Raw genomic sequence first — 26015 nt, forward strand, 5'->3', positions numbered from 1 at the left:
CCGATGCCGCCCCCCCCGGGCGTCTGACCCCCCCGACCAATAGGACGTTTCTGCAGCGGGGAGGTCAGAGGGTCAGGCCGTGCCCGTACCGGTACAGCGGGTCCACCGTGTCGGAGGGGACGTCGGGGCGGCTCGCCTCCACGGCGACCATCGAGCGGGGCAGCTCGAAGGGCAGCCGACCGCGCGGCGCGATGCGACCGCTGAGGGCTTCGAGAAGGGCCGCATCCGAAGCGCCGTAGGTCGCGACCAGCCCCGTTGCGGCCTCGTCGATGTCGGCGAGGATCGCCGGCCGGTCGAGCGTGACGTCGACCACGACGGGGACCACGGCGGCGAGCGAGCGGACGTGGTCGACGACCTCGGCCGGGAAGTCGAGGGAGCCCTGGTGGAACATCGCCTCGAGGAAGTAGTCGTTGCGCGGCTCGAAGGGGGCGGCGAGCCGGACGAGCGCGACGTCGGCCCCGGCCGGGTCGCTCACGACGGTGCCCCAGTCGCCGACCGCCTCCGAGGCGACACCCTCGAGGTACACGCGCAGTCCCGGGCGCAGCGGCAGCACCGGCGCGCCATCGGGCAGGGCCCCGTTCTTCAGCACGGTCACCGACTCGCCCTGCGCCCGGTGGCCGGCTTCCCGGAACTGGGCGGATCCGACGATGCGCTCCGCCTCGTCCTCGTCGAGGTACGGGTCGTCGAAGAGACCCAGCTCGAACTTGACGAGGAGCAGGCGTCGCACCGCCTCGTCGATCCGGGACTCCGGAACGCGACCCGAGGTGACGAGGTCGAGCACCAGGTCGGTGCGCTCCTCGCCGCCGAACTGGTCGGCGCCCGCCTCGAAGATGCGCTCCATCCGGTCGAGCGGGGTCAGATCCTCCACTCCCCAAGCGCGGGCGGGGAACGGCAGCCCCATGATCTCGACGTCGGTGATGAGTCCCCAGTCGGTGACGATGACGCCGTCGAAGCCGAGCTCCTCGCGAAGCAGCCGCGTGATGATGCGCCGGTTGAAGCTGAAGGCGACCTCCTCGATGGGCTCCCCGTCGAGCTCGAGGTCGATCGGCTTGCCGTACGCCGGCATCATCGCGCTCGTGCCCGCCGCGATCGCGGCTCGGAACGGGGCGAGGTGCTCCTCGAACCGCCCACCCGGATAGACCTGGTCGTGGCCGTAGACGAAGTGCGAGTCACCGCCGTCCTTCAGCGGGCCGCCGCCGGGGAAGTGCTTGGTCGTGCACGCGACACTGCCGGGGCCGACCCGTGGTCCCTGGAAGCCCTCGAGGTAGGCGTTGACGAACGCGGAGGCGGTCGCCGCGTCCTGGCCGAACGTCTGCATCTGGCGAGCCCAGCGCGGCTCGGTGGCGAGGTCGACCTGCGGATGCAGCGCTGCGCGGATGCCGAGAGCGACGTATTCCTGTCGGGCTATGTCGGCGAAGCGGCGGACGAGGTCGATATCGCCGATTGCTGCGAGCCCCAGCGGCTCCGGCCACTGCGACAGGTCGCCGGCCGCGATGGAGGCCCCCGCGTTCTCGCTGAACGCATGCCGCGGGTCGGTCGACAGCGTGATCGGGATGCCGTGCGGGGTCTCCTCGGCGAGCTCCTGCAGGGCGTTGTGCCAGCGCACCGTGTCCCGGACGGACGGCAGCGCGCTCACGTTGAAGTGGCTGAGCAGCTTGCCGATCACGAGCTCTCGCGGCGTGGAGGGGGAGAAGCCGGCGGGCTCGTCGTGCGCGCCGGGCTCGCCGACGCCGATCATCGAGTGGAAGAGCAGACCCGCCTTCTCCTCGAGGGACAGGCGGGGGACGAGATCGGCGACCCGCTCCTCGGGGCTGAGCCGGGGATCCTCGTACGGGTCGAGCTCGCCGTTGCCGTTGAGGTCACGGAACTCCACGCCGTCCGGCGCCACTGCCCTGCTGCGGTTCATCGCTGTCGTCCTTCGCCGGCGCCCCTCGTCGGACGCCGGATCGACGCTAACAGACAAAAGCGAGCGAGGGCTAGGTTTTCAGAAGGGCGACGGCTGCGAGCTGTGCGGAGCATCCCCCAGGCGCTCCTGCTCCCGCCACATCGCGCGCGTGAGCTCCTCCCGGATCTCCGCGTACTCCGGATCGTAGTAGACGTTGCGCACCTCGCCCGGATCGGCCTGCAGGTCGTAGAGCTCCCACTCCGGCGGGTAGCTGTAGAAGCCTGCGCCCTGCTGTCCGAGCCCGTCGTTGTAGAAGTAGATGAGCTTGTACCGCTGGGTGCGGTAGCCGTAGTGCGCGGACGCCTTGTGGATGATGTCGTCGTTCTCCCAGTACCGGTAGTACGCCCCCTCCGCCGGCGGCGAGTCCGGGGCGCCGAGGAGGTCACCCCAGAAGCTGCGGCCCTGCATGCGGGGGTGGTGCTCCACGCCCGCGGCGTCGAGGATCGTCTGCGCCCAGTCGACGTTGGTGACGATGCCGTCGAAGACCCGCCCGCCGGCGAGCCTGCGGGGGTAGCTCAGCAGCAGCGGCATCCGCAGGGACTCCTCGTACATGAATCGCTTGTCGAACCAGCCGTGCTCGCCGAGGAAGAAGCCCTGGTCCGAGGAGTACATCAGCAGGGTGTCGTCGAAGTCGCCGCGCTCGCGGAGCCAGTCGGTGACGCGGCCGACGTTGTCGTCGACCGATGCGACGCAGCGGAGGTAGTCCTCCATCATCCGCTGGTACTTCCACAGCGCCTGGTCCTCGTAGCCGAGGTTCTCGGGCGGGTTCTCCTTGAGGTCGGAGGAGCTGAGGTCGTCCGCCACCCGCATGCGAGCCCGCCGCATCGAGACCGAGCGGGTCGAGTAGTCGTCGAAGAACGTCTCCGGCACGGGGATCGGCTCGGAGTAGAGGTCCATGTGCTTGGTGTCGGGCTCCCACGACCGGTGTGGGGCCTTGTGGTAGATCAGGACGCACCAGGGGTCGTCGCCCTCGAGGCTCTCCACCCACTCCGTGGCGAGGTCGGTGATGATGTCGGTCGCGTAGCCCTCAACCACCCGCTCGCCGTTCTCGGAGAGGAAGGTGGGGTTCCAGTACTCGCCCTGGCCGTGCGTGCCGCTCAGCACCTCCCAGTGGTCGAAGTTCTGCGGGTTGTGACCGTCGCCGATGCCGAGGTGCCACTTGCCGATCATCGCCGTGCGGTACCCCGCCGCCCGCAGCTGGCTGATGAAGGTGGGCTGGCTCGCATCGATCGCCGTCCACAGCGTCGTGACGCCGTTCACATGACTGTGGGTGCCGGTGAGGATCGAGGCGCGGCTCGGCGAGCACAGGGAGTTCGCGACGAAGCAGCTGTCGAACCGGACGCCCGCCTGTGCGATCTCGTCGATGCGCGGAGTGGTGTTCACCACGGAGCCGTATGCGCCGATCGTCTGGGTGCCATGGTCATCGGTGAGGACCATGACGATGTTGGGCCGGCGTTCGCTCATCGGGGCTCTTCCTGTCGGAGGGGGAGGGAGGGTGCGGGGGAGGAGGCGAGGAGCGCGAGCCGCTCCTCGGCCGCCTCGAGCCAGGCGATCAGGTTGGCGCTGAGCAGCCGGCCACGGCCCTCGAGCAGCAGGTGCACCTCGCGGGCCCAGGCGGCGTCGTCGGCACCGGCGGGCAGCAGCGCAGGGTCGAAGGACGTCCGCCGGTCGTGCTGCGCGCGTCGGAAGGCCAGCTCGGTGCGAACCAGGTCCAGGACCGTGGCGGGCCCCCGATGACGGGAGAAGTGCATCCGCACCTGGAAGTCGGGGTCCATGGGCCGCATCGCCGGCTCGTAGGGCGAATCCACCCACTCCTCGAAGGCGGTGCGGCCGTCCTCGGTCACGGCGTAGAGCTTCCCGTCCGGGCCGGTGCGCCGCGGGTCCGGGGTCGTGTCGGCCCAGCCGCGCTCGACCAGGCGGCCCAGCTGCCGGTAGATCTGCGAGGTTTGGGCGCTGTAGCCGAGCGCCCAGCCGTAGCGGTCGAGCCACTTCCGCACGTCGTAGCCGGTGCGGGGGCGCTCCCGAAGGAGGCCGAGGGTGATGACGTCGAGCCGTTGCAGCATCGCTCTCCCTCGAGGTTCCGCTATTCCTCAAGTGGAATAGTTCGAGGCGACCGTACGCTGACGCGCGCCGGAGCGCAACAGGGTGGCGCGGTGGTCGAGTGGAATACTCAACGGGTGGAGGCGAAGCGCTCCAGCTTCAGGTACATGTCCTCGAACATGAGCCGGGTGTCGAGACGCGAGTACACGCGCATCGGCCGGCCGTCGGGGCGGTCCTCGTACCAGCCGGCTTCCGTCATCCGGGGCGTCGGAACCGTGACGTAGTCGCTCGACGACGGATCCGCCTCGAAGGACGAGTGCAGCGCGGTCAGCAGGACGAGGGGCTGGTCGCCGAGTGCGTACGTCTCGCCCATCAGCAGCCCGTGCCCCGCAGCCGTGGCGGTGAGGTCCGCGATGCTGTCGGCCAGGCGCCGGCCGAGGGGGCCGTGGGGGCGCACGCGCATCTCCAGCTCGGTGGTGCTCACGAGCGCCTGCCGATAGGTGTTCCTCGGCACCTGCCAGATCGGCACGTCGAAGTCGTTGAACACGGTCTGCGCGGCCGGGATGTCGATCGCCAGGTTGTACTCGACCCGTCCCTCGAGGGGGAAGGGGAGTCCGATGCCCTCGTGCTCGGGGCCGCCGATCCAGACGGCGGTGAGGCGGTCGGCGATCCGCGGCTCGGTGAGCAGTGCGCTCGCGAGCTCGGTCAGGCCCGCCCCGAGCGCGAGGAACAGCGGCAGGTCGGTGTCGTCCCGCATCGCCTCGCGCACGATCGCGTCCGAGGCGGCGGACGGCCGCGCCTCGCCCGCATCCGCGAGACCGACGTTGCTGCCGGCGAGCACGGGGATGCTGCTGTCCAGCAGACGGAGCAGCTCGCGTGCGATGTCCGCGGCGTTCTCCGCCTGGCGGTCGGAGGGGTCGAAGAAGTCGCCGGGCGCGAGATGCGAGCCGATGACGAACGGGATCTCCACCGAGGGGCTGAGCACATGGTGCGCCAGCTGGAAGAGGTCGTCGGGATCGCCCGAGAAGTCGTTGTCGATGATGACGCGGTACCGCGGCCCCATGTCGCCTCCTGTCTCGGCAGCGTCGGCGCTCCCGGTTCGGGCGCCAGGCTAACCGGTCAACCGGTTCACAGCAAAACGTTACCAACCGCTAGAAATTGGGGCCCTCAAAACCTTGTCGCTACTAGGAATTGCGCTTACAGTTCCAGATCAGACGGTCCGAGGACGGGTCGCACAGCATTGGAAGGACAACGATGTTCAAGTGGAAGCGCGCCGCGGTAGCCGCGGCAGCTGCCGCCGCTCTGGCGCTCACCGGCTGCGCCGGCGGGTCGGGCGACGGCGGGTCCGGGGACTCGGCCGGCGGCGGAACCCTCACCTGGGGCGTCATCGCCCAGCCCACGACCCTCGCGGCCGAGGGCGCCAACTGGGCGAACGAGTCGCCCTACATCCAGGCCGTCTACGACACCCTGCTCCGGGCGACGCCCGAGGGTGAGGTCGAGCCGGGTCTCGCGACCGAGTGGGAGTACAACGAGGACAAGACCGTCCTCACTCTCACGCTCCGCGACGACGTCACCTTCACGAACGGCGACACCCTCACCGCCGCCGATGCCGCGGCGAGCCTGCTGGCGTTCAAGGCGGGCAACTCGCCCAATGCCTCGAACCTCATCAACCTCGCCGACGCGAAGGCCGTCGACGACACCACTCTCGAGCTCACCCTGTCGGCTCCCGACCCGGCCATGCTCACGTTCCTGACGCAGAACAGCGGTGTCGTCGCCCCGGCCTCCTCCGCCGGCGACGAGGCGACCGCGACCAACCCGGTCGGCTCCGGCCCGTACGTCTACAACGCGGGCGAGACGGTCGCGGGCAGCAGCTACGTGTTCGACAAGAACCCCGACTACTGGAACCCGGACGACCAGCACTACGACAAGCTCGTCCTCCAGTACTACGCCGACCCGACCTCGCTGCTGAACGCGGTGCAGGGCGGCCAGGTCAACGTCACCAACATCATCGACACGAGCTCCGTCGACCAGATGAAGTCCGCGGGCTTCACGGCCAACGAGTTCGCGCTCAACTGGTGGGGCTTCATGCTGAGCGACCGCGAGGGCAAGCTCGCCCCGCCGCTCGCCAAGGTCGAGGTCCGCCAGGCGATCAACTACGCCCTCGACAAGGAGGCGCTGGTCAAGACGGTCGGCAACGGCTACGGCACCCCGACGTCGCAGATCTTCCCGACCTTCTCGCCGTCCTACGACGAGTCGCTGGACGACTACTACACCTACGACCTCGACAAGGCGAAGGAGCTCATGGCGGACGCGGGCTACGCGGACGGCTTCGAGATCACGATGCCCCGCGCGGCCGCCATCCCGGAGGCGCACTGGACCCTGTACGCCGACCAGCTCGCGCAGATCGGCATCACGGTCAACTACCAGGAGCTCCAGGCCACCGAGTTCATCCCCTCGATCATCGGCGGCGAGTTCCCGATGACCTGGTTCACGCTGCAGCAGGATCCGACCGACTACCAGCTGGCGTCCTTCCAGATCTCGGGAGCGTCCACCTGGAACGTGCTGCACCAGACCACCCCCGAGGTGGAGGCCTGGATCAAGACGATCCAGACCGGCACCGAGGATGAGGCGGCCGAGGCCGGTCAGGCCCTCAACAAGTACCTGGTCGAGAACGCCTGGTTCGCGCCCATGTACCGCCCGACGTCGATCTTCATGAGCGACGCCAACACGCAGGTCGAGACGCAGGTCGGCAACGCCGTGCCGTACCTCTGGAACGTCCAGCCCAAGTAGTGCCCCGGGTGCCGGGCCGGGGCCCCGGCCCGGCACCCTCCCCCTTCTGCTTCCCCCTCCGAAGGACCGATGATGCTCCGCTTCATACTCCGCCGCCTGCTCGCCGGCGTGATCCTCCTCTTCGTCGTCTCGAGCGTCGCGTTCCTCCTGCTCTACCTGGGCGCGGGCGACATCGCACGCCAGATCCTCGGCGTCTCGGCCACGGAGGAGCAGGTCGCCCAGAAGACCGCTCAGCTCGGCCTCGACCAGCCGCTGATCCCCCGCTACTTCGACTGGCTCACCTCGGCCGTCACCGGCGACTTCGGCACCTCCTGGTTCACCAGCCAGCCGGTCGTCGCCGCCATCACGTCCCGTCTCGCCGTCACCCTCTCGCTCGTCATCGGCACGACGATCCTCACCGCGGTCGTCGGCACGGCGCTCGGCGTCTGGGCCGCACGGAAGCGCGGCGCCGCCGACCGGACGGTGCAGATCGTGTCCGTGCTCGGCTTCGCGATCCCCGGCTTCCTCATCGCGATCTTCCTGGTCAACGTGTTCGCGCTGAACCTCAAGTGGTTCAAGCCCACGGGATTCGTGCAGCTGGGCGTCTCCTTCCCCGGCTGGCTCAGCACGGTGACCCTCCCGATCATCGCTCTCGCGATCGGCGCCATCGCCGCCATCGCCGCGCAGATCCGCGGCTCGGTCATCGACACGATGCGCCAGGACTGGGTGCGCACTCTGCGCAGCCGGGGCCTGTCGGAGAACCGCGTCCTCTACAAGCACGTCCTCCGCAACGCCGGCGGCCCTGCGCTCGCGGTCCTCGCGGTCCAGTTCGTCGGCCTGCTGGGCGGCGCGATCATCGTCGAGCAGATCTTCGCGATCCCCGGCCTCGGCCCCGTCGCCACCACGTCCACCGCCCAGGGCGACGTCCCGCTCGTGATGGGCCTCGTCGTCGTCACGGCCTCGATCGTCGTGATCGTCAACATCGTCATCGAAATCCTGCACGGCTTCCTCAACCCGAAGGCGCGTATCTCATGAGCGAATCAGCTGCCACGCCGACCCCCGCGGTCGCCACCGAGCTCCGGGCGGCCCGCTCGCACCTCGGCCGCCGTCTCCTGAAGAACCCGACCGGACTCACGGCCCTTCTCGTCCTCGTCGTCATGATCCTGCTGGCCGTCTTCGCCGACTTCCTGGCGCCGATGGACCCGAACAAGGCCAACATCCAGGACGTGCTCGCCCCCGCCGGCGGCGCGCATCCCCTCGGCGCCGACAGCGCCGGCCGGGACGTGCTCTCCCGTCTGCTGTTCGCGACGCGGTTCAGCATCGCCGGCGCCCTATGGGCTGTCCTCATCGCCGCGGTCATCGGTGTGACGAGCGGCCTGATCGCCGGCTACTACCAGAAGTGGTTCGAGTCGGTCTCCGTGTGGGTGATCAGCATCATCCAGGCGCTGCCCGGCATCGTGGTGCTGCTCGCCGCCCGCGCGGTGGTCGGCCCCTCGATCTGGCTCATCATGGCCGTGTTCGGCGTCATCCTCTCGCCCGCCTTCTACCGGCTCACCTACACGGCGGTCGTCGGGGTGCGGAACGAGCTGTTCGTCGACGCCGCCCGCGTCGCCGGGGTCGGAGACGCGAGCATCATCGGCCGCCACATCCTCTCGGTGGTGCGCGCCCCGATCATCATCCAGGCCGCGCTGCTCGCCGGCATCGGCATCGCGGTGCAGGCGGGGCTCGACTTCCTCGGGCTCGGCGACACCAACGTGCCGACCTGGGGCCAGATGCTCTCGGACGCGTTCTCCCGCATGTATCAGCAGCCCGTCCTGCTCGTGTGGCCCTCACTCGCCATCGCGCTCACCTCGGTCGCCCTCGTGCTCTTCGGCAATGCCCTCCGCGACGAGCTGGAGCGCGCCGCCGGCAAGCCGAAGAAGCGCCGCCGCGGCGCCGCCGCGTACACGCCGGACGCGTCCGGCCCCGCGCCGGTCGTGCACGCCGAGGAGCGCGACGACGCTCGGCCGGTGCTGCTCGAGGTGAACGACCTCGTCGTCGGCTACGACCAGCCCGACGGCACCGTGAAGCAGGTGGTCAACGGTGTCTCGCTGAAGGTGCGGAAGGGCGAGGTGCACGGCCTGATCGGCGAGTCCGGCTCCGGCAAGACGCAGACGGCGTGGAGCATCCTGCGCCTGCTGCCGGGCGGCGGACGGATCGTCGCGGGCACCGTGCTCTTCGACGGCAAGGACCTCGCGCACCTGTCGGAGAAGGAGATGACGAAGATCCGCGGGCGGCGCATCGCGTACATCCCGCAGGAGCCGATGTCGAACCTCGACCCCTCGTTCACGATCGGCAGCCAGCTGGTCGAGCCGATGACGGTGACCCTCGGCATCTCGAAGGCGGAGGCGAAGAAGCGCGCCCTCGCCCTGCTCGGCCGGGTCGGCCTGCCGGACCCGCAGAAGACCTTCGACTCGTACCCGCACGAGGTGTCCGGGGGACAGGCGCAGCGCGTGCTGATCGCCGGCGCCGTCTCCTGCGAGGCAGACCTCATCATCGCGGACGAGCCGACCACCGCGCTCGACGTCACGGTGCAGGCCGAGATCCTCGACCTGCTCCGCGAGCTGCAGAACGACCTCCACGTCAGCGTGCTGATCGTCACGCACAACTTCGGCGTGGTCGCCGACCTGTGCGATCGGGTGTCGGTCATGCAGCACGGCCGGATCGTCGAGACCGGCCCGGCGCGGTCGATCTTCGCCGGTCCCCGGCACCCGTACACGAAATCGCTGTTCGACGCGATCCTCGAGGACGGCGCCGCCCGCGGCCCGCTCGCCCACTCCGCCGACCGCCACACCCTCACCGAGGAGAGTGCCCGATGACCGCCCAGACCGCGAACAGCCGGGAGCCGCTGCTCGTCGTCGACGACCTCGTCGTCGAGTACCCCGCGAAGGGCTTCGGCAAGAAGCCGTTCCGCGCCCTCAAGGGCGTCTCCATCGACATCCATCCGGGCGAGTGCGTCGGCCTGGTGGGGGAGTCGGGCTCCGGCAAGACCACCCTCGGTCGCGCCGTGCTCGGCCTCGCCCCGGTCACCGGCGGCAGCGTCCGCTTCAAGGGCAGGGACATCTCCCACTTGAAGCGGAAGCAGCGCCGGGCGCTGGCCGACGAGATCCAGGTCGTGTTCCAGGACCCGTACTCGTCGCTCAACCCGTCGCTGACCATCGAGCAGACCCTCGCCGAGCCGCTCCGGGTGAAGAAGATGTCGGCCGGCGACGCGTCGAAGCGGATCCGCACCCTGCTCGACCAGGTGGGCCTGCCCTCGAACGCGGCCGACCGCCTGCCCCGCGAGTTCTCGGGCGGGCAGCGCCAGCGCATCGCGATCGCCCGCGCGCTCGCGCTCTCGCCCGAGCTGATCGTCTGCGATGAGCCGGTGTCCGCGCTCGACCTGTCGACGCAGGCCCGCGTGCTCGACCTGTTCAAGGACATCCAGGAGCAGACCGGCGTCGCGTACCTGTTCGTCTCGCACGACCTCGCGGTCGTGCGCCATCTCAGCCATCGGGTCGCGGTCATGTACCACGGCGAGATCGTCGAGTACGGCGACGGCGGGCAGGTCACGAGCGAGCCCGAGCACCCCTACACCCAGCGCCTCCTCCTGGCGGCGCCGGTGCCGGACCCGCTGCGGCAGGAGCAGCGCCGCGCGGATCGCCGGCGCCTGCTCGAGTCGCAGCGCGAGATGGAGGTCCAGGCCGGCGTCTGATCCCGGCCCTCATCCGCCCCGCCGCCACCCCGGCGGCGACCACAACGACCGGGGCGACCCGGAGCAGACCGTGCATCGGCGCGGGGGACGAGTGCGCCCTCCGCCCCGTCCCCCGAGAACAAGGAGAGATCGCGATGAGCGACACCACCACAACCACCGACCGCATCGAGGCGGCAGTCGACAGCGCGCTCGGCGAGCTCACCCTCGAGGAGAAGGTCCTCCTGCTCACCGGCAAGGACTTCTGGAGCACCTGGCCGATCGAGCGGATCGGGCTGCGCAGCATGGTCGTGTCCGACGGCCCCTCGGGTGTGCGCGGACCCGTCTGGGACGAGCGGTCGCCCTCCCTCAACCTGCCCTCGGCGTCCGCCCTGTCCGCCTCGTTCGACCCGGAGATCGCCCGCCGCTACGGCGCGGTGGCGGCGTGCGAGGCCCGCCGCAAGGGCGTCGACGTCGTGCTCGGCCCGACGATCAACCTGCACCGCTCGCCGCGGGGAGGCCGTCACTTCGAGGCGTTCAGCGAGGACCCGGTGCTCACCGCCGAGCTCGCCCGGACCTACGTCCTCGGCCTGCAGGACAACGGCGTCGGCGCGACGCCCAAGCACTACATCGCGAACGACTCCGAGACCGACCGCTTCACGGTCGACGTGCAGGTCCCGCCGCGCGCGCTGCACGAGCTCTACCTCCGCGCCTTCGAGGTCGCCATCACCGAGTCGCGCGCCTGGCTCGTGATGAGCGCGTACAACTCGATCCACGGCGTCACCGCCACCGAGCACGAGCTGCTCGAGACGCCGCTCAAGACCGACTGGGGCTTCGACGGCGTCGTCATCAGCGACTGGACCGCCGTGCGCAGCCTCCGCTCCGCCGAGGCCGAGCAGGACCTCGTCATGCCGGGCCCGGACGGCCCGTGGGGCGAGGCCCTCGTCGCAGCGGTCCGCGACGGCCGCATCGCCGAGGAGGTCGTCGACCGCAAGGTGCGCCGCATCCTCCGCCTCGCCGCCCGCGTCGGCGCGCTCGGCGACAGCACCCCCGCTCCGCTCGTCCACGTCGAGGACGGCATCGCGTTCAGCCGCGAGGCGGCCGCCGACGGCATGGTGCTCCTCGAGAACAGGGGCGAGCTGCCGTGGGACGCGGCCGCCCTGACGAGTGTCGCCGTGATCGGCAACAACGCCCAGCACGCCCGCACCCAGGGCGGCGGCAGCGCCACCGTCCTGCCCGAGCGCACCGTCTCGCCGCTCGAGGGTCTGACGGATGCGCTGCCCGGCGTCGACATCCGCTACTCGCTCGGCGCGGTGAACCAGACCGGCCTCGCCGGCATCCCGCGCGAGCGGATGACCAACCCGGTGACCGGTGGCCCCGGTGCCCGGGTCACCTTCCGGAACGGCGAGGGCGAGGACATCTTCACCGAGGACCGGCTCGCCACCGAGCTCGTGTGGTTCGGTGGCGACGTGCCGATCGCGAAGGCCCGCCAGGTCGAGATCGCGTTCACCCTCCAGCCGGCGCGGACGGAGCGACTCGACCTCGGCTTCGCGGCCGTCGGCCACGCCCAGCTCTGGATCGACGGGAAGCTGTCGATCGACGAGGTCGTGGAGCCCGAGGGCGACGACCTCGGCGCCGCGCTCCTCTCCCCGGGAACGAAGACCGTCCCGGTCGAGCTGACCGAGGGCGGAAGCGTCGACGTGCGATTCGTCTACGACCAGCCGGAGCGGGACGACGCGCTCTCGAACGCACTCTTCCTCACCGTCGGAACGCAGCCGTCGTCCGTCGACGAGGACCAGCTGATCGCCGAGGCCGTCGAGGCGGCGCGGAGCGCCGACGTCGCACTCGTCGTCGTGGGCACGAACTCCAAGGTGGAGTCGGAGGGCTTCGACCGCACCGACCTGCGTCTGCCCGGCCGCCAGGACGACCTCGTCCGCGCGGTCGCCGCCGCCAACCCGCGAACCGTGGTCCTCGTCAATGCCGGATCCCCGGTGCTGCTGCCGTGGCGCGACGACGTCGCCGCGGTCCTCGTCGGCTGGTTCGGCGGGCAGGAGTTCGGCAACGCCGTCGCCGACGTGCTGCTCGGGGTCGCCGAGCCGGGCGGCCGCCTGCCCACCACCTGGGCGGCCGAGGAGGAGCACGTGCCCGTGCTCGAGACCACGCCCGCCGACGGCGTGCTCGAGTACACCGAGGGCATCCACATCGGCTACCGCGCGTGGCTCCGCTCGGACGAGGAGCCCGCCTACTGGTTCGGGCACGGCCTCGGCTACAGCGACATCGAGCTGAGCGACTTCGTTGCGCCGGCCTTCCTCATCGAGGGTGACGCGGCGCAGGTCACCGTCACGGCCACGAACCGGGGCGACCGCGCCGGGAAGCAGGTCGTGCTCGTCTTCGCCGAGCGGCCCGACTCCGAGGTCGAGCGCCCGGTGCGCTGGCTCGTCGGCTTCGCGCCGGTCCGGCTCGCCCCGGGTGAGTCGGCGAAGGTGCACGTTCCCGTGCCGTCGAAGCTGCTCGCGCACTGGCGGGACGGCTGGCAGTACGAGGTGGGCGAGTACACGCTGCGCGCCGGCACGACCGCCGACGAGCTGCCCCTCGCCACGACGATCGAGCTCGAGAGCGATTCGTGACCCTGCCCAACCCGCTGATCCCCGGCTTCAACCCCGACCCGAGCGCCGTCCTCGTCGACGGCACCTTCTACCTCGTCACGTCGACGTTCGAGTACCTGCCGGGCATCCCGGTCTACGCGAGCACCGACTTCGAGAACTGGGAGCGGATCGGGAACGTGCTCACCCGTCCCGAGCAGGGCGAGCTGGAGAACGCGCCCACCGGTCTCGGCGTGTGGGCCCCGACCATTCGGCACCGGGATGGCCTCTTCTACGTCATCGTGACCATCGCGGGCGGACGCGGCTGCGTCGTCTACACCGCGGAGCGCCCGGAGGGCCCCTGGTCGGACGGTCTCGTGCTCGAGGGCGTCGAGGGCATCGACCCCGACCTCAACTGGGACGAGAACGGCGTCGCGCTGGTGACGTATTCCGGTCTCGTCATGAAAGGGCCCGACATCGGCAAGCACGGCGGCATCCGCCAGGTGGACGTGGACCTCGCAACGGGCGAGACGCTCGCAGGCCCGCGGGACCTCTGGTCCGGAACCGGGTTCAAGTTCCCGGAGGCGCCGCACCTGTACCGTCGTGGCGACTGGTGGTACCTGATGATCGCCGAGGGCGGCACCGAGCGCGGCCACGGCGTCTCGATCGCGCGCTCGCGGGACCCGCGTGCTCAGTTCGAGCCCGGTCCCGCCAACCCGATCCTCTCGGCGCGCAGCACCAACCGGCCCATCCAGAACACCGGGCACGGCGACCTCGTCGACACGCCGGACGGGCGCACCCTCATGGTGCTGCTCGGCGTGCGTCCCCGGGGTGGGACGCAGGCGTTCTCGGCCCTCGGCCGCGAGACCTTCGCGACCGAGGTGCATTGGCGTGAGGACGGCTGGCCGACCGCCGATCCGGTGCACCTGGACCCGCGCCAGGGGGAGGTCGAGGAGTCGCTGACCTTCGATGCGCCGCTCGACGCCGGCTGGCTCGCCATCCGCCGGACGCCGGAATCGATCGCCGATCTCGACTCCGCTCCTGGCCGGCTGACGCTGCACGGTGCGGGCGACCTGACGTCCTCGCATCCGGTGTTCCTCGGACGCCGGCAGCTGAATCAGACGGCGACCGTGGCGTCCACTGTCGACGCGCGCGCCGGACGCGGCGGCATCGCCGTCCGCTACGACGAGCAGACCGTCTACAGCCTGCTCGCCGAGGACGATGGGACCTCCACCACGGTGACCGCCGAGGCGCGGGTGCCGGGCATCGTGCAGTCCTGGAGCGCCACGCTTCCGTCGGGGCCGGTAGAGCTCTCACTCATCTCGGAGCCCGCGCCCGGGATGGAGCTCGGTGGCGACTGGGCCGAGGTGATGACGAGCGACTTCGTCCGCTTCGTCGCCCGCTCGGGCGACGAGGACGTCGAGCTCGCCCGCGTCGACGGCCGCTACCTCAGTGCCGAGACCGCGGCGTCCTTCACCGGACGCGTGCTCGGGCTCTTCGCGGTCACGGGCGATGTGGTCTTCGACGGCTATCGGTACAGCGGCTCGGAGCGCTGACCCCTCCTGGAAAGACGGAAGCGCCCCGCCCGGCAGGAACCGGCGGGGCGCTTCGTCGTTCAGAGCGGGTGCTCGACGAGGGTGTTGACGTAGCTGCGCAGATCGGCCGCCATGTCGACCGAGTCGCGGTCGAGGAGCCACTGGATCTGGAGGCCGTCCATCAGCGCGATGACCCCGCGGGACGCGGCTTCCGGCTCGACGCCCGCCCGCAGCTCGCCCTTCTCCGCGAGATCCTGGAAGCCCTTGAGGGTCATGCTCCGCGTGAACTCGTAGCGGTCACGGAACCACTGGTGGGCGGGATGCTCGGGCGATGTCGCCTCCGCCGAGAGCGTGCAGAAGAGCTCGACGACGCCGGGCGTTGAGGCGTTGTAGTCGGCGAGCTTCACCAGGGAGCGGAGGATCTCGGCGCCGTGGCTCGGGTCGAAGTCGAACTGCTCCTGCGTCTGCTCGTCGCGCCGCTCCAGAACGGCGGCAAGCAGGGCGCTCTTGCTGGGGAAGTGGTGCAGCAGCCCGGCTTCGCTCATGCCGACGCGATCCGCGACGTTGCGCAGTGACCCGCTCCGGTACCCTGACTCGGCGAAGACCTTCAGGGCGGCGTCGAGGATGGCCTTCCGCGTCTGCTCGCTCTTCGCGTACGGTCCGCGCGGTCCGCGCCGTATCGGGGGCTGTTCGACGACCACGTCGGGCTCCTTGCTCCCTCGTCAGAGGGCTACTCTCAATACAGAGTACCCGTTCGGTATTGATCGGGGAAGGTGTCACCGACCCGGATGGAGTGGGATGAGGACGAGATTCCCCGCCTCGGTGTACGGACGCGGCGAGGAGCCCGACCCGCGCTTCAGCCTGGCGAACGAGCGCACGTTCCTGGCCTGGATCCGCACCTCGCTGGCCCTCCTCGCGGCCGGGGTGGCGCTCGAGGCCCTCGAGCTGCCGATCCAGCCCGGACTGCGCATCGCCGCGTCGGTCCTGTTCATCGTGCTGGGACTCCTGGCGGCGCTTCAGTCCTGGTTCGGCTGGGCCGCCACCGAGCGGTCGCTGCGCGCGCAGCGTGCGCTGCCGGGGCCGACGCTCGGCGCGGCCATCACGGTCGGCGTCGTCGCCGCCACCATCCTCGTCTCCCTCGGGTTCCTGCTGCAGTGAGCGATCGCCCGTTCGACCCGGGACTGCAGCCGGAGCGCACCCTGCTGGCGTGGCGCAGGACGGCGCTCGCGCTCGGCGTCGGCAGCGCAGTCGGTGCCCGGCTGGCCCTTCCCGTCCTCGGATCGGGTGCCGTCGTCGTGGGCGTGCTCGGCGTGCTCGCCGCCCTCGTGTCCTACCTGGCCGCGAGTCGCCGGTATCACCGCGCCCACCGGGCTCTGACCTCCGGTGACCGGCTGCCGACGGGAGGCGCTCCGCTCGCCGTGACCGCCGCAGCGGTGGGCGCGCTCGCTCTCGCCGCCCTGGTGTACGTGCTCGGCCTCGCCGCCGGGCAGTGAAGGAGAATCGGTCCATGCCGGACTCCCCGATGCGTCAGGAGCCGCCCGAGGCGGAGCGGTCGAATGCGCCCGACAACCATTCGGCGCCCGGCTCCTGCTGCGCGCCGGCGAGGGGAAGCGGGTTCGGCGGCGGCTCCGCACCCGCCGAGCCGAGCACCGGCACGGCGCGGCACTCGATCGAGCAGGTGGACCTGCCCGGCGGCGTCTTCCTGATGGGGGACGCGTCAGGCGACGGGAACCGCATGGACGGCGAGACGCCCGTGCACGAGGTCGAGCTCGCCCCGTTCCGCATCGATGCGACCAGCGTGACGAACGCCGCGTTCGCCGAGTTCGCCGAGACGACCGGGTACGCCACCGAGGCTGAAGCATTCGGCTACTCCGCGGTCTTCCATCTCGCGGTCGCCGCCCCGCCGGCCGACGTGATGGGTTCCGCCGCCGGCGCTCCCTGGTGGTTCGGCGTCCGAGGCGCCGACTGGCGGCATCCCGGAGGGCGGGACTCGGGGATCGACGGCATCGAGGACCACCCGGTCGTCCACGTCAGCTGGAACGATGCCGTCGCGTACTGCGCCTGGGCGGGACGCCGGCTGCCCACGGAGGCCGAATGGGAGTATGCGTCCCGCGGAGGGCGGGAGGGTGCGCGCTACCCGTGGGGCGACGGCCTCATGGCCGGCGACGAATCCTGGCGCGTCAACATCTTCCAGGGACGCTTCCCTGCCGCGAACACCACCGAGGACGGCTGGCCGACGACCGCGCCCGTGCGCACCTTCGAGCCGAACGGGTTCGGGCTGTGGCAGACGGTCGGCAACGTGTGGGAGTGGTGCTCGGACTGGTTCGACGCCGGCTACTACGACGCGTCACCGCGCGTGGACCCTGCCGGCCCCGAGTCCGGTCAGGCCCGCATCCTCCGCGGCGGCTCGTACCTGTGCCACTCCTCCTACTGCAACCGGTACCGCAACTCGGCCCGCTCCTCGAACACGCCGGACTCGTCGATGGGCAACGCGGGCTTCCGCACGGTCGCCCTCGCCTGAGGAGGGGGCTCCTCTTACCGGGAGGGGAGCAGCGGCGCCTCGACCACCTCGCTCGCCGTGAACCCCATCCGCCACGCCCCCATCCACACCCGCTCGCCGACCGGCGGCTCGAACGGCCCCGTGTAGAGGCGCCAGCGGCGGCCTCCGGTGTCGGGCAGGCCCAGAGCCGCCGTCCAGGACGGCGGTCCGCCGGCGGCCTCGCGAGGCGGGTCCGTGGTCCAGGCGAGGGAGGCGCCCTCGGTCGCACACGTCGCCGCGACGCGGCCGTCCTCGAGGAGCAGCTCGGGTGCCGCCGTCTCCGCCGTGCGACCTCCGGGCCGCCATGTCTCGATCAGCTCGCGCTCGGGCAGGAGCCCCAGGTCGCCGTAGTGCTCGGTCCACTCGTCGAGGGCCGCGCGCAGCTCGCCGAGCTTCCCTGCGAGCGCGGGGTCGCCCGCCAGGTTCACCGTCTCGTGCGGATCGGACTCGATGTCGTACAGCTCCTCGGCCGGCTTCGCGGGCGCGACGATCGCCCGCTGCAGGTCGGTGAGCCGATTCGGGCGCTCGCCGCGGGCGAGCTGCCCCGCCTCCTCGAAGGCGAGGCGCCGGAACTCCTTCCACGTGTCCAGGTGGTCCGCGTACTCGTTGTGCTGCAGCTCGGATCGATCGGGGTGCAGGTTGCGGATGTAGCGGTAGCGGGCGTCCCGGACGGTTCGCACGGAGTCCTCCTGCTCGTCCATCCGCTCGCGAGCACCGAATGCGTAGATGTTCGGCGACCGGAAGCCGCCGTCGCTGCCGAAGAGGGGAGCGCCGTGCATGTGCTCGGGCACCGGCAGGTCAAGGGCGGCGAGCATGGTCGGCGCGAGGTCCATCAGCTGCACGATCTCGGTCCGGACGCTGCCGGGCGCGATCCGCTCCGGCCAGCGGACGAGCAGCGGCTCCCGCAGCCCCGCCTCGTGCGCCCAGCGTTTGGCGCGGGGCATCCCGAGGCCGTGGTCGCTCCAGAACACGACGATGGTGTCGTCCCGGAGGCCGTCCCCTTCGAGCTCCGCGAGCAGTCCGCCCACCCAGGCGTCCATCTCGGTGATGAGGTCGAGATAGCGGGCCCACGACTTCCGGAACACCTCGGTGTCCGGATAGTAGGGCGGCAGCTCGACGTCCTCGGGCCGGTGCCGCTGCTCGTCGGATACGTGGGAGGTCGCGGCGAGGAACGCGTCGTCGTCGAGGTAGATCTGCGACTCGTGCGTGACCATGCCGTGGAAGGCGGCGAAGAACGGCGTCTCCGGCGTCGGGCGGTTCCGCCAGTGGCCGGTCTCGCTGCAGTCGTCGAACGCCGTCGGCGGCGTCTCCATCTGGAAGTCGGTGAACCAGTTGTTGGTCGTGTAGTAGCCGGCGGCGCGCAGGTACTCGGGGAACAGCTTGACCTCCGGCGGCGGCACCGCCTTCGTCCGCATGTGAATCGTGCCGATCGCCGTCGGATAGCAGCCCGTCATGATGGCGGCCCTCGAGGGGGCGCAGACGGGCGCGGCGGCGAAGGCGGCGTCGAAGCGGGCCCCCTCGTCGGCGAGAGCATCGAGATGCGGAGTGACCGCCTGCTCGGCCCCGGGCCACACGCCCGCATAGGCGCCGAGGTGCGGGCTGATGTCGTGGGTGGAGATCCACAGGATGTTCGGACGAGTCGTCATCGACTTCCCTCGGTGCGCGTCGAGCAGGTTCCTGAAACTCTAACGACGACTAGGGATTGGGCGGAAGACGGCTGCCAGGCGTGCCCGCGTCCTCGCCACGCGTTGGTCAGTCGAGCGGCGGCGGCACTCGGTGTGTCGATGCGAGGGTGACGAGCTCCCGCAGGGCCGGCCGGTCCAAGTCCTCCGGCCTCCGGATCTTCACGTGCCGCATGAGCCGGCCGGTGCCCTCGAGGATGCCCTCCGGGTCCGGCAGCTCGGTGGCGTAGTAGAAGCCGAACACCACGTGCTTCGGGTAGGGGGCGAGCCAGCAGAACTGCTCGGTCATCTTCTTCGGACCGGTGCCGTAGCCGGCCGTGCGCTGCTGAGCCCACACCACCTCGACGGCGCGGGGGAACACGTCGAGGATGAGGGCGCGCGAGCCGAGGGCCAGGGCGGGGATCGGTTCCGCGAACTCGTCGACCATGGCGCGGAACTCGGAAGGACCGGAGGTCACGACCCCTGCTGCGCCGCCCATCTCCGGTCCTTCCTGCTCGCTCCTGCCGAGCGTACCGACCCCGCTACGCGGCCGGGCCCTCGACCAGGGTCACCGTGACGTCGATGGAGGCGCCCATCGCGTCCGTGTAGGTGACCGTCACGCTGTCGCCCGGCTCGTGAGCTGCGATGGCCGCGCTCAGCTCGTCGGGCGAGGTGACCGCAGTGCCGTCCACGGCGGTGACGACGTCTCCCGCGGCCAGGCCAGCGGCAGCGGCGGGGGAGCCGTCGACGACTCCGCCGAGCACCGCACCGGCGCCCGCGGCCTGCTGCCCGGAGAGGAGCACGCCGAGGAACGCGGGCAGGCCGATCTGGACGGTGCCGCTCTCCTCCCCGGACTCGATCTGCTGCACCACCGCGAGGGCGGTGTCGATGTCGATCGCATAGCCGGTCACCACCGGAGTGCCCGACGAGGCCGCGGTCACGACGCCGACGACCTCGCCGTCCGCGTCGAGCAGCGGGCCGCCGGAGTCTCCCGACACGACGTACGCGTCGACCTCGATGAGACCGGTCAGCTGCTCGCTGTCCCCGCCGGAGGCGTCGCCCGCGGTGATGCTCTCGTCGAGTCCGCTCACGCTGCCCGACGCCGCGACGAGGGTTCCGGTGCCGTCCGCGTTGCCGACGGAGGTGACGGCGTCGCCGACGGCCGGGTCGCCGTCGGAGTCGAGGGTCGCGGGCGCGAGACCGCTCGCGCCGTCGAGCTGCAGCACGGCGACGTCCTCCGACGCGTCGTAGCCGACGACCGAGGCGGAGTAGCTCTCCCCGGTCGACTCGACCGTGACCTCGATGCTCGTGGCGCCGTCGATGACGTGGTTGTTGGTGAGGATCGTGCCGTCGCTTGTGAGGATGATGCCGGTGCCGGCCGCCTCGCCGGCGCCGTAGTCCACCTCGGTGACGATCGTGACGACACCCGCGATCTGCTCGTCCGACGCGGTGACTGGCGTCTCCTGCGTGCTCGCGGTGCCCGTGTCGGTGCCGTTGCGGTAGGGGTAGGCGTAGCGCGTACCGGGGTCCGCGGGGAGGATCACACTCGCCGCGGTGGAGCTCCCGTCGGCGGCGGCGACGCTGTTCGTGCCGGCCGCGAATCCGGTGCCGAGCCCGAGCGCGAGGGCGGTCGCCGCCACCCCGCCGGCGAGCGCCAGGACGCGGCGGCGGGAGGGCGTGCGCTTCTCGAGCGTGTGGGCGGGAGTCGGCTCGGACGGGGCCGGCTCGCTCCCGGTGTGCGCTGGCGCGGCCTGATCACGCTCGCCTGGCGTCTGATCGGCCGTGGTCGCTCCGGTGGGCTGGGGCGAGCCGGCCTGAGGCGCGCCGTCCTGCTCGGGACCGGGGGTGCTGTCGGCGTTCATGGGATGTCCTTCCGCTCGTTCTGCGGATACGAAACGCGTCCGCGCTATGCGGACCCGATGGCGCTCCTCGGCGCTTCCTATGAGGTCGGCGGACATCGAGAACGCACCGATCGCGCACGCCGCTCGCGCGGGCACTCGCGGCGGCTCGGCTGTCCAGGTCCTGCGATCCGCGCCGCGGACAGGGGAGGGTGGATGCATGCAGCTCTACTCGGTGTCCCCGCTCGTGCGCAGCCGCCAGATCGTCTCCGACCTGCTGGCACTCGCCGTCGTCGTCGGATCGACGGCGCTGGGGATCACCGTCGGGCTCGCGTTCGCCGCGCTCGGCCGCTTCGGGCGGAGCGTCGAGGAGGCGGGCGCGGGGCTGCAGCGCTCGATGTCGGACGCCGCCTCGACCCTCGAGGACCTCCCGGTGGTGGGGTCGGCGGTGTCGGCGCCCTTCCGGGACGCGAGCGGGGTCGGCGCCTCCCTCGTCGCGTCCGGGCAGGAGCAGCAGCGGCTCATGACGACCCTTGGCATCGTCGCCGGGCTGCTCGTCGCCCTCCTGCCGATCGCTCTCGTGCTGACCGTCTGGCTGCGGCGGCGTCTGGCGTTCGTCCGCCGCGCCCGGCGGGTCTCGGCGCTCGCCGCGTCACCGGCGGGGCTCGAGCTGCTCGCCCTCCGCGCGCTGGCCGGGGCGCCGTCTCCGCGGGTGGTGGCGGCGGCGCCGGACGCGGTCGAGGGCTGGCGCCGCGGGGACCCGGAGGTCGTGCGGGCCCTCGCCGACCTGGAGCTGCGGGCGGCGGGCGTGCGGCGCTGAGGGCCCCTTGCGCTCCTTCTTCGCCGGTGCGACACTACTTTCCAAATAGGAAAGTAGTTGAAGGAGGAGCGATGGACGACGAGGTCCTCGACCCGGCGGTGATGCTGGAGCGCTCGGCTCGACTCGAGGCCGCGACGCGGGCGGAAGCCGCCCCGCACGCCGTCGGCTGGTTCGCCGCGATGGCCGCCCTCATGCCGGTCGCCTTCACCGGCATCGGCGCCGCCCGCGGGGAGCCGGGCATCCTCGCCGTCGCCCTCGTCTTCGCCGGAGTCGTGCTCGCGCTCAGCGGGCTGCTGCTCGGCGTCCGCGCCTTTCCGACCGGGTTCACCCGCCGATTCGTGCCCGCGATGCTCGTCTGGGGCGCCGTCTTCGGCGTGCTGCTCAGCGTCGGGCTGCTGTTCTTCCGCGCCGAGCTCGCCTACTGGATCCCCGCCGGCATCGTGACCGCCCTGCCGCTCGCGCTCGCCGCGCGGCGCGAGGCCCGTGCCCGCTGAGCCGGAGGAGCGGCACCCTCGGCACGCGCTGGACCCGCTCATCCACCAGCCCGTGCGGTTCTCGATCCTCGCGATGCTCGCCGCCGCCGACGAGGTGCAGTTCGCGATGCTCCGTGACGTCGTGGAGGTCACCGACTCGGTGCTGAGCAAGCAGCTCGCGCTGCTCGAGCAGAGCGGCCTGGTGGCGGTGCGCAAGGAGTTCGCGGGCAAGTACCCTCGCACCTGGGTGCGGCTCACCGAGTCCGGGCGCACCGGCTACGACGCCCACCTGGCCGCGCTGCGCGCGATCGTCGCGGCACCTCCCGAAGCGCGCTAGCACAGCTGCTGCGGCAGGATGGCGGGATGGATCCGGTCGCCGCCCTGCACGAGATCGCGTTCTGGCTCGAGCGGGAGCAGGCGCCCGGCTTCAAGGTGCAGGCGTTCCGCCGTGCTGCCGCCGCCGTCGCGACCCTCGACGCCGAGGAGGCCGCGCGCCGCGCGCGCGACGGCCGGCTGAAGAGCCTCAAGGGCGTGGGCGGGCGCAGCTACGAGGTGGTGCGCCAGGCGGTCGACGGGCAGGTTCCCGACTACCTCGTCGCGCTGCGGGAGCGCGGCGCGGCGCCACTCGTCGAGGGCGGCGGCGAGATCCGCTCCGCCCTGCGCGGCGACCTGCACTCGCACAGCGAATGGTCCGACGGCACCGTGCCCATCCAGGAGATGGTCGACGCGGCGCGGGTGCTCGGCCGTGAGTACCAGGCGCTCACCGACCACTCCCCGAACCTGACGATCGCGAACGGGCTGACGAGCGAGCGGCTCGAGGAGGAGCTCCGGGTCGTCGCCGGCATCAACGCGCAGTATGAGGACTTCCGCCTGCTCAGCGGCATCGAGGTCGACATCCTCGAGGACGGCACGCTCGATCAGACGCCGGACATGCTCGGCCGTCTCGACGTGGTCGTCGCGAGCGTGCACTCGAAGCTGCGCTCGCCGCGGGACGTGATGACGCAGCGGATGCTCGGCGGCATCCGCGACCCGCACACCAACGTGCTCGGCCATTGCACCGGCCGGCTCGTGCAGGGCACCCGCGGCACCCGGCCGCAGTCCGAGTTCGACGCCGAGGCGGTGTTCGCCGCCTGCGTGGAGCACGACGTCGCGGTCGAGATCAACTCCCGTCCCGAGCGCCAGGATCCGCCCGACGACCTGCTCCGCCTCGCGGTCGAGATGGGCTGCCTGTTCAGCATCGACACCGACGCGCACGCGCCCGGGCAGCTCGCCTTCCTCGACTACGGCGCCGAGCGCGCGGCGCGGAACGGCGTCCCGGTCGACCGCATCGTCACGACGTGGCCCCTCGACCGCCTCCTCGCCTGGACGCGCGCCAAGCGCTGACCCCCTGGCCTTTCCCAGTGCTCGAGTTGCCACTTTCCGCCCCTAATCCGGCGGTTGCCGGGCGGAAAGTGGCAACTCGGCCGGCCGGGAGAACTGGAAGGATCGTGGATCGTGACCGCCGTGATCGCCGCCGAGGCACTCGAGAAGCGCTACGGCGACGTCGCCGCCGTCGACGGGATCTCGTTCGAGGTGCAGGCGGGGGAGGCGTTCGGCCTGCTCGGTCCGAACGGGGCCGGCAAGTCGACGACGATGCGGATGCTCGGCGCCGTGTCGAGCCGGACCGGCGGCACGCTCTCGATCCTCGGCCTCGACCCTGACCGGTCGGGGCCCGAGATCCGTGCCCAGCTGGGCGTCGTGCCGCAGACCGACAACCTCGACCGCGAGCTGCGGGTGCGGGACAACCTGCTCGTGTACGGCCGCTACTTCGGTATGTCGCGCCGCGACCTGGGCCCGAGGGCCGACGCCCTCCTCGAGTTCGCGCAGCTCGCGGACCGCGCCAAGGCGAAGGTCGACGAGCTCTCCGGCGGCATGAAGCGCCGCCTCACGATCGCGCGGGCGCTCGTCAACGATCCGCGCATCCTGCTGCTCGACGAGCCGACGACGGGCCTCGACCCGCAGGCCCGGCACATCCTCTGGGACCGGCTGTTCCGCCTCAAGGAGCAGGGCACCACCCTCGTTCTGACGACGCACTACATGGACGAGGCGGAGCAGCTCTGCGACCGGCTCGTCGTCGTCGACAAGGGTGTCATCATGGCGGAGGGGTCGCCCGCCGAGCTCATCGCCCGCTACTCGAGCCGCGAGGTGCTCGAGGTCCGCTTCGGCTCCGAGCACAACGTCCGCGTCGCCGAGCAGCTGACCGGCCTCGGCGACCGCGTCGAGGTGCTGCCCGACCGGATCCTCGTCTACACCGACAACGGCGAGCGGGAGTTGGCTGCGATCGTCGGGCAGGGACTCTCGCCCATCACGAGCCTCGTGCGGCGCTCCTCGCTGGAGGACGTGTTCCTCCGCCTCACCGGCCGGAGCCTCGTCGAATGACGACCGTGCTCGGCGCCCCGGTCGATCACGCGGAGGCGGCCCGCCGCGCCCGCCGCTGGGGGTTCTGGTACGCGACGGAGCACCGCCTGCTCGGGATGCGCGCGTACGCGGGGACGATCCTCGCGGCCACCTTCGGCAACCCGGTCATCTACCTGTTCGCGCTCGGCGTCGGGCTCGCGAGCCTCGTCGACCGGAGCGCGGGCGAGATCACCGCGGACGGGCACGGCTACCTCACGTTCGTCGCCCCCGCCCTGCTCGGTATCGCGGCGGTCACCGCGGCGATGGACGAGTCCACGTACGCCGTCATGGCGGGCTTCAAGTGGGACGCCACCTACTTCGCGATGAACGCCGCGCCGCTGTCGCCCGCGCAGATCGCCACCGGCAACGTCCTCGTCGTGGTGCTGCGCCTCCTCGCAGCGTGCACGGTCTACCACCTGTTCCTGCTGGCCTTCGGGGCGGTGCCATCCCCGCTCGGCTGGCTCACGATCCTCGCCGCGACGCTCGGCGGCACGGCGGTCGCCGCATGCCTGGTCGCGTTCTCGTCCTCGCTGAAGGGGGAGGACAGCCCGCTCGCGCTCGTGATGCGCTTCGTGATCACCCCGATGATGCTCTTCTCGGGCACCTTCTTCCCGCTCGCGTCGCTGCCGCTGTTCCTGCAGCCGATCGGCTGGGTGTCGCCGCTCTGGCACGCGACCGAGCTGGGACGCGTGTTCAACTACGGGATGGTCGAGCCGATCTGGCTCACGGCCGCGCACGTGCTCTACCTGCTCGCGGTGATCGCGATCGGCTGGATGCTCGCGGTGCGGATCACGCGGCGGAGGCTCGGCGGATGACCGCCCTCGAGCAGCGCTCCGCCGCCCCGGTTCCCCGCTCGGGCCGGCTGCTCGGCGCGCTCTACGCCGGCAACGCGCGGGCCGTGCTCGCGCGCGGCCTCACCGCGACGCGGAGCAGCAACTGGGTGGTGGTGCTCAGCGGCTTCCTCGAGCCGGTGCTGTACCTCCTCTCGCTCGGCATCGGCCTCGGCTCCGTCATCGGCACGGTGCGCGCCGGCAGCGGCGCCGAGATCGGCTACGCCGCGTACATCGCCCCCGCCCTCCTCGCGGTGTCGGCGATGAACGGCGCGATCATGGACTCCACCTGGAACGTCTTCTTCAAGATGCACTTCTCGAAGCTGTACCAGGGCATGGTGTCCACGTCGCTCGGCCCGTTCGACGTCGCGCTCGGCGAGATCGCCCTCGCCCTGCTCCGCGGGGCCCTGTACGCGCTCGGCTTCCTCGTCATCATGCAGGCGCTCGGCCTCAACCTGGCCTGGACCGCGCTGCTCGCGCTGCCGGCCATCCTGCTGATCGCCGCGGGCTTCGCGAGCGTCGGGATGGCGGTCACGAGCTTCGTGAAGACGTTCCAGCAGATGGAGTGGATCCAGTTCTTCCTGCTCCCGATGTTCCTGTTCTCGGCGACGTTCTACCCCATCACCGTGTATCCGCCGCCGATCCAGGTGCTCGTGCAGGTGTTCCCGCTCTACCACGGGGTCGAGCTCGTGCGCGGGCTCACGACCGGAATCCTCGAGCCCGGGATGCTGCTGCACGTCCTCTACTACGTGGTCATGGTGGCGCTCGGCATCGTCTTCACCACCCGGCGGCTGCGCGCCCTGTTCCTCGACTGAGGCGGGCCCGCCCCGGCGCCCAC

At 71.2% G+C, this 26015-nt stretch carries 24 protein-coding genes; 16 read left to right on the top strand and 8 right to left on the bottom strand.

Annotated features, from left to right (window positions below; translation table 11 throughout):
- Positions 1-64: 64 nt before the first annotated feature.
- From J3P36_RS11760 to J3P36_RS11775, 4 genes are all read right to left on the bottom strand, one after another.
- The gene (locus tag J3P36_RS11760) at positions 65-1906 is read right to left on the bottom strand and encodes a glycoside hydrolase family 3 N-terminal domain-containing protein (RefSeq protein ID WP_210508323.1); all 1842 of its coding nucleotides are present in this window, start codon (positions 1904-1906) and stop codon (positions 65-67) included.
- A gap of 78 nt (positions 1907-1984) precedes the next feature.
- A complete protein-coding gene (locus J3P36_RS11765) occupies positions 1985-3409 on the bottom strand; it encodes a sulfatase (protein ID WP_210508325.1) in 1425 nt (474 codons plus the stop codon).
- Entirely contained in the window at positions 3406-4008 is a 603-nt protein-coding gene (locus J3P36_RS11770; RefSeq protein ID WP_210508327.1) for a PadR family transcriptional regulator, read from the bottom strand. Before J3P36_RS11770 ends, J3P36_RS11765 begins: the two co-directional genes overlap by 4 nt.
- A gap of 107 nt (positions 4009-4115) precedes the next feature.
- Positions 4116-5048, bottom strand: coding sequence for a nucleoside hydrolase (locus tag J3P36_RS11775; RefSeq protein ID WP_210508329.1), 933 nt, complete (start codon positions 5046-5048; stop codon positions 4116-4118).
- A gap of 191 nt (positions 5049-5239) precedes the next feature.
- On the opposite strand from J3P36_RS11775, the gene J3P36_RS11780 reads away from it, so the two are divergent.
- The 6 genes from J3P36_RS11780 to J3P36_RS11805 all read left to right on the top strand — a co-directional run bounded on the left by J3P36_RS11780 (position 5240) and on the right by J3P36_RS11805 (position 14601).
- On the top strand, positions 5240-6775 hold the full coding sequence (locus J3P36_RS11780) for an ABC transporter substrate-binding protein (protein WP_210508331.1): 1536 nt from the start codon (positions 5240-5242) through the stop codon (positions 6773-6775).
- Between the two features lie 72 nt (positions 6776-6847).
- Complete coding sequence (locus tag J3P36_RS11785) at positions 6848-7789, top strand: ABC transporter permease (RefSeq protein ID WP_210508336.1); 942 nt, start codon at positions 6848-6850, stop codon at positions 7787-7789.
- Positions 7786-9612 (top strand): dipeptide/oligopeptide/nickel ABC transporter permease/ATP-binding protein, encoded by a 1827-nt coding sequence (locus J3P36_RS11790; RefSeq protein WP_210508337.1) that lies wholly within the window; start codon positions 7786-7788, stop codon positions 9610-9612. Before J3P36_RS11785 ends, J3P36_RS11790 begins: the two co-directional genes overlap by 4 nt.
- Positions 9609-10487 carry an ABC transporter ATP-binding protein gene (locus tag J3P36_RS11795; protein WP_210508342.1) on the top strand — a complete coding sequence of 293 codons (879 nt, stop codon included), beginning with the start codon at positions 9609-9611 and terminating at the stop codon, positions 10485-10487. Before J3P36_RS11790 ends, J3P36_RS11795 begins: the two co-directional genes overlap by 4 nt.
- 134 nt (positions 10488-10621) lie before the next feature.
- The gene (locus tag J3P36_RS11800) at positions 10622-13090 is read left to right on the top strand and encodes a beta-glucosidase (RefSeq protein ID WP_210508344.1); all 2469 of its coding nucleotides are present in this window, start codon (positions 10622-10624) and stop codon (positions 13088-13090) included.
- Positions 13087-14601, top strand: a complete 1515-nt coding sequence (locus tag J3P36_RS11805) for a family 43 glycosylhydrolase (RefSeq protein WP_307807068.1) — start codon at positions 13087-13089, stop codon at positions 14599-14601. Before J3P36_RS11800 ends, J3P36_RS11805 begins: the two co-directional genes overlap by 4 nt.
- Positions 14602-14660: 59 nt before the next feature.
- On the opposite strand, the gene J3P36_RS11810 is transcribed toward J3P36_RS11805, so the two are convergent.
- A complete protein-coding gene (locus J3P36_RS11810; RefSeq protein WP_307807069.1) occupies positions 14661-15281 on the bottom strand; it encodes a TetR/AcrR family transcriptional regulator in 621 nt (206 codons plus the stop codon).
- A gap of 97 nt (positions 15282-15378) precedes the next feature.
- Between J3P36_RS11810 and J3P36_RS11815 the strand changes: the two genes are divergently transcribed.
- From J3P36_RS11815 to J3P36_RS11825, 3 genes are read left to right on the top strand one after another with little or no spacing between them, the layout of a single operon-like run.
- Entirely contained in the window at positions 15379-15738 is a 360-nt protein-coding gene (locus tag J3P36_RS11815) for a YidH family protein (RefSeq protein ID WP_210508346.1), read from the top strand.
- Positions 15735-16073 carry a DUF202 domain-containing protein gene (locus J3P36_RS11820; protein WP_210508348.1) on the top strand — a complete coding sequence of 113 codons (339 nt, stop codon included), beginning with the start codon at positions 15735-15737 and terminating at the stop codon, positions 16071-16073. The genes J3P36_RS11815 and J3P36_RS11820 overlap by 4 nt, the downstream gene beginning before the upstream one ends.
- Positions 16074-16087: 14 nt before the next feature.
- The gene (locus J3P36_RS11825) at positions 16088-17101 is read left to right on the top strand and encodes a formylglycine-generating enzyme family protein (RefSeq protein WP_282595164.1); all 1014 of its coding nucleotides are present in this window, start codon (positions 16088-16090) and stop codon (positions 17099-17101) included.
- A gap of 14 nt (positions 17102-17115) precedes the next feature.
- On the opposite strand, the gene J3P36_RS11830 is transcribed toward J3P36_RS11825, so the two are convergent.
- The 3 genes from J3P36_RS11830 to J3P36_RS11840 all read right to left on the bottom strand — a co-directional run bounded on the left by J3P36_RS11830 (position 17116) and on the right by J3P36_RS11840 (position 20642).
- Entirely contained in the window at positions 17116-18765 is a 1650-nt protein-coding gene (locus J3P36_RS11830) for a sulfatase-like hydrolase/transferase (RefSeq protein WP_210508350.1), read from the bottom strand.
- 106 nt (positions 18766-18871) lie between these two features.
- Positions 18872-19279: a DUF1801 domain-containing protein gene (locus tag J3P36_RS11835; protein ID WP_210508351.1), complete on the bottom strand. Its 408-nt coding sequence runs from the start codon at positions 19277-19279 to the stop codon at positions 18872-18874.
- A 43-nt stretch (positions 19280-19322) separates the two neighbouring features.
- Complete coding sequence (locus tag J3P36_RS11840; protein ID WP_210508353.1) at positions 19323-20642, bottom strand: S1C family serine protease; 1320 nt, start codon at positions 20640-20642, stop codon at positions 19323-19325.
- A gap of 196 nt (positions 20643-20838) precedes the next feature.
- On the opposite strand from J3P36_RS11840, the gene J3P36_RS11845 reads away from it, so the two are divergent.
- From J3P36_RS11845 to J3P36_RS11875, 7 genes are all read left to right on the top strand, one after another.
- Entirely contained in the window at positions 20839-21438 is a 600-nt protein-coding gene (locus J3P36_RS11845) for a hypothetical protein (RefSeq protein WP_210508355.1), read from the top strand.
- 71 nt (positions 21439-21509) lie between these two features.
- Entirely contained in the window at positions 21510-21932 is a 423-nt protein-coding gene (locus tag J3P36_RS11850) for a hypothetical protein (RefSeq protein WP_210508357.1), read from the top strand.
- A complete protein-coding gene (locus J3P36_RS11855; RefSeq protein ID WP_307807070.1) occupies positions 21922-22248 on the top strand; it encodes a transcriptional regulator in 327 nt (108 codons plus the stop codon). The genes J3P36_RS11850 and J3P36_RS11855 overlap by 11 nt, the downstream gene beginning before the upstream one ends.
- 26 nt (positions 22249-22274) lie before the next feature.
- Complete coding sequence (locus J3P36_RS11860; RefSeq protein ID WP_210508365.1) at positions 22275-23294, top strand: PHP domain-containing protein; 1020 nt, start codon at positions 22275-22277, stop codon at positions 23292-23294.
- Positions 23295-23402: 108 nt separating this feature from the next.
- Positions 23403-24329: an ABC transporter ATP-binding protein gene (locus tag J3P36_RS11865; protein ID WP_210508595.1), complete on the top strand. Its 927-nt coding sequence runs from the start codon at positions 23403-23405 to the stop codon at positions 24327-24329.
- The gene (locus J3P36_RS11870; RefSeq protein WP_210508367.1) at positions 24326-25162 is read left to right on the top strand and encodes an ABC transporter permease; all 837 of its coding nucleotides are present in this window, start codon (positions 24326-24328) and stop codon (positions 25160-25162) included. Before J3P36_RS11865 ends, J3P36_RS11870 begins: the two co-directional genes overlap by 4 nt.
- A complete protein-coding gene (locus J3P36_RS11875) occupies positions 25159-25992 on the top strand; it encodes an ABC transporter permease (RefSeq protein ID WP_210508369.1) in 834 nt (277 codons plus the stop codon). The genes J3P36_RS11870 and J3P36_RS11875 overlap by 4 nt, the downstream gene beginning before the upstream one ends.
- Positions 25993-26015 lie beyond the last annotated feature (23 nt).

This window comes from Naasia sp. SYSU D00057, from assembly GCF_017916505.1.
GTDB lineage: Bacteria > Actinomycetota > Actinomycetes > Actinomycetales > Microbacteriaceae > Naasia.

What these genes read in the sequence shown, in the direction of transcription:
- J3P36_RS11815 (WP_210508346.1), top strand. Translation starts at nt 15,379, where the DNA reads ATGAGGACGAGATTCCCCGCCTCGGTGTACGGACGCGGCGAGGAGCCC.
- J3P36_RS11850 (WP_210508357.1), top strand. Translation starts at nt 21,510, where the DNA reads ATGGACGACGAGGTCCTCGACCCGGCGGTGATGCTGGAGCGCTCGGCT.
- J3P36_RS11860 (WP_210508365.1), top strand. Translation starts at nt 22,275, where the DNA reads ATGGATCCGGTCGCCGCCCTGCACGAGATCGCGTTCTGGCTCGAGCGG.
- J3P36_RS11845 (WP_210508355.1), top strand. Translation starts at nt 20,839, where the DNA reads ATGCAGCTCTACTCGGTGTCCCCGCTCGTGCGCAGCCGCCAGATCGTC.
- J3P36_RS11875 (WP_210508369.1), top strand. Translation starts at nt 25,159, where the DNA reads ATGACCGCCCTCGAGCAGCGCTCCGCCGCCCCGGTTCCCCGCTCGGGC.
- J3P36_RS11870 (WP_210508367.1), top strand. Translation starts at nt 24,326, where the DNA reads ATGACGACCGTGCTCGGCGCCCCGGTCGATCACGCGGAGGCGGCCCGC.
- J3P36_RS11785 (WP_210508336.1), top strand. Translation starts at nt 6,848, where the DNA reads ATGCTCCGCTTCATACTCCGCCGCCTGCTCGCCGGCGTGATCCTCCTC.
- J3P36_RS11825 (WP_282595164.1), top strand. Translation starts at nt 16,088, where the DNA reads ATGCCGGACTCCCCGATGCGTCAGGAGCCGCCCGAGGCGGAGCGGTCG.
- J3P36_RS11830 (WP_210508350.1), bottom strand. Translation starts at nt 18,765, where the DNA reads ATGACGACTCGTCCGAACATCCTGTGGATCTCCACCCACGACATCAGC.
- J3P36_RS11770 (WP_210508327.1), bottom strand. Translation starts at nt 4,008, where the DNA reads ATGCTGCAACGGCTCGACGTCATCACCCTCGGCCTCCTTCGGGAGCGC.
- J3P36_RS11775 (WP_210508329.1), bottom strand. Translation starts at nt 5,048, where the DNA reads ATGGGGCCGCGGTACCGCGTCATCATCGACAACGACTTCTCGGGCGAT.
- J3P36_RS11760 (WP_210508323.1), bottom strand. Translation starts at nt 1,906, where the DNA reads ATGAACCGCAGCAGGGCAGTGGCGCCGGACGGCGTGGAGTTCCGTGAC.
- J3P36_RS11790 (WP_210508337.1), top strand. Translation starts at nt 7,786, where the DNA reads ATGAGCGAATCAGCTGCCACGCCGACCCCCGCGGTCGCCACCGAGCTC.
- J3P36_RS11765 (WP_210508325.1), bottom strand. Translation starts at nt 3,409, where the DNA reads ATGAGCGAACGCCGGCCCAACATCGTCATGGTCCTCACCGATGACCAT.
- J3P36_RS11840 (WP_210508353.1), bottom strand. Translation starts at nt 20,642, where the DNA reads ATGAACGCCGACAGCACCCCCGGTCCCGAGCAGGACGGCGCGCCTCAG.
- J3P36_RS11835 (WP_210508351.1), bottom strand. Translation starts at nt 19,279, where the DNA reads ATGGGCGGCGCAGCAGGGGTCGTGACCTCCGGTCCTTCCGAGTTCCGC.
- J3P36_RS11800 (WP_210508344.1), top strand. Translation starts at nt 10,622, where the DNA reads ATGAGCGACACCACCACAACCACCGACCGCATCGAGGCGGCAGTCGAC.
- J3P36_RS11795 (WP_210508342.1), top strand. Translation starts at nt 9,609, where the DNA reads ATGACCGCCCAGACCGCGAACAGCCGGGAGCCGCTGCTCGTCGTCGAC.
- J3P36_RS11780 (WP_210508331.1), top strand. Translation starts at nt 5,240, where the DNA reads ATGTTCAAGTGGAAGCGCGCCGCGGTAGCCGCGGCAGCTGCCGCCGCT.